Raw genomic sequence first — 2,101 nt, 5'->3', positions numbered from 1 at the left:
CACTATTCGGATGCCCAAATTTCTCCAAATTGTCAATTACAAACTGTTGACAATTTACCAAAAAGAGCATGAGTTTCCTGTCACGTGAGAAAACGCGATTGGTAGAGTTTAGAGGAGATACATCATGTCGATGGCCGAGCCGAGCGCCGAAATGCCGCCAATGCTGGAAGAGAGCGGAACGCTGATGCACGGATTCCGCTATCAGCGAATCCAAACCGCCGGCGCTGAAATCAATATCGCTATTGGCGGGGAGGGACCTCCACTCCTGCTTCTCCACGGCAACCCTTTGACCCATGTCAGCTGGCACCGGATCGCACCGACGCTTGCCAGGAGCTTCACGGTGGTGGCGCCCGACCTGCGTGGGTATGGGGACAGTTCCAAGCCGAATGGGGGTGAAGACCATTCCGGCTATTCTTTCAGGGCAATGGGCGACGATAATGCTGAGATCATGTCGAAACTTGGCTTTGTGCGGTTTCATGTCGCCGGACATGATCGCGGGGCGCGCGTCGCCTTCCGCATGGCTCTCGACTACCCGGAACGGATCGAGCGGATGGCGGCGCTGGACATCGTACCGACCCATCATGCGCTCACGAATGTCACGCTGGGCTGGGGCCTTGAAGCCTATCATTGGTTCTTCATGGCACAGAAGGCACCGTTTCCCGAAAAGCTGTTGACGGCCGATCTTGCCTACTACATCGACTACAAGCTCAACAAGAAGGGCGTGGGACTTAATATATTCAGCCCCGAAGCCATGGCCGAATACAAGCGCTGCACGACGCCGGAACAAATTCATGCGGTGTGCGAGGATTACCGGGCCACGGTCAGCGTCGACCTCGCCATGGATACCGCGGATTTCGGGCAAAAGACCATCCGATGCCCGGTCCTCGTGCTTTGGGGCTCCAACAGCCATTGCGGACGGCATTTCCAACCGATCGAGGCCTGGACGCCCTGGGCGACTGATCTGCGCGGATGGGCTATCCCGACCGGTCACTACCCGGCCGAACAACGGCCGGACATCATCTATGATGCCTTCTGGACCTTCTTCAGCGGCAAGGAACCAATGCCGCTGGCCGCCTGATCTAAAAATCCGCCGGCCGATCGTCCGGCCGGCGGATTTGAGCCTTAATGCGCCTCAGACCATTGCCGCCAGAATGCCTTGCGTCATGCCGGCGGTATCGGCTGTTCCATTGATATCACGCGTCCGCGTTGCGGGATTCGAAAGCGCGCCCGCGATGGCACGTTCCATTAGGGATGCGGCCTCGAGCGCCTCGGCGATTTTGCGGTTGTGGCCGAGCCACTCGATCATCATGCGTGTTGACTCGATCATCGCAAACGGATTGGCAATTCCCTTTCCGGCAATATCGGGAGCAGACCCATGCGTTGCCTGCGCCATCGCAAGGTTGCCCTCGCCAATGCAAAGCCCTGGCGCCATGCCAAGGCCGCCCACGAGGCCGGCAGCCTCATCGGTGAGGATGTCTCCGAACATATTGGTCGTCACGATCACGTCAAAGGTCTGCGGGTCGCGGATGAGGCGCATCGCCATCGTATCAACGATCACTTCGTCGACGGTGACATCGGGAAACTCTTTGGCAACGCGGTGGCACTCCTCGACGAACATGCCGCAACCAAGCTTGAATACGGTATTCTTGTGGACAAGCGTAAGGCGTTTCTTGCGCTGCTGGGCGATCTCAAACGCTGTGCGCGCCACCCTCGCCGATCCGACGCGGGTGATGACACGCACGGAAATGGTGACATCTTCGGTGGGCCTGAACTCACCGGAACCGGCAGCCACATTGCGATCGGGCTGGAAGCCTTCATTGTTTTCGCGAACGATGACGAGATCGATACCATCGTAAATTGCCCCAAGCCCCGGGAAAGATTTCGTGGGGCGTACATTGGCAAACAGGTTGAAGCCTTTGCGCATGATCGGATGCGGATTGATGGCTCCCGGAACCTTGGGATAGGCCTGATGGCCGATCGGCCCGAGAATGAAGCCGTCCATCCTTGCAAGCGTCTCCATCGTCCCCTCCGGAAAGGTCGAGCCATGTGTATCGAGCGCCGTCCGTCCAATGGGCATGGGCCGCCAGTCGATCCTGAGGCC

At 58.4% G+C, this 2,101-nt stretch carries 2 protein-coding genes; one reads left to right on the top strand and one right to left on the bottom strand.

Translation table 11 applies throughout. From position 1 onward, the window contains the following. Positions 1 to 124: 124 nt before the first annotated feature. Positions 125 to 1,078, top strand: coding sequence for an alpha/beta hydrolase (locus AAAB35_RS16820; protein ID WP_340669440.1), 954 nt, complete (start codon positions 125 to 127; stop codon positions 1,076 to 1,078). A 54-nt stretch (positions 1,079 to 1,132) separates the two neighbouring features. On the opposite strand, the gene AAAB35_RS16815 is transcribed toward AAAB35_RS16820, so the two are convergent. After that, positions 1,133 to 2,101, bottom strand: a 969-nt coding sequence (locus tag AAAB35_RS16815; protein ID WP_340669439.1) for an isocitrate/isopropylmalate family dehydrogenase, incomplete at its 5' end; no start/stop codon positions are given.

This window comes from Phyllobacterium sp. (assembly GCF_037994425.1).
GTDB lineage: Bacteria > Pseudomonadota > Alphaproteobacteria > Rhizobiales > Rhizobiaceae > Phyllobacterium.
Note: the sequence above shows the minus strand (reverse complement) of the source record. Positions and strands in the feature narration are given on the sequence as shown.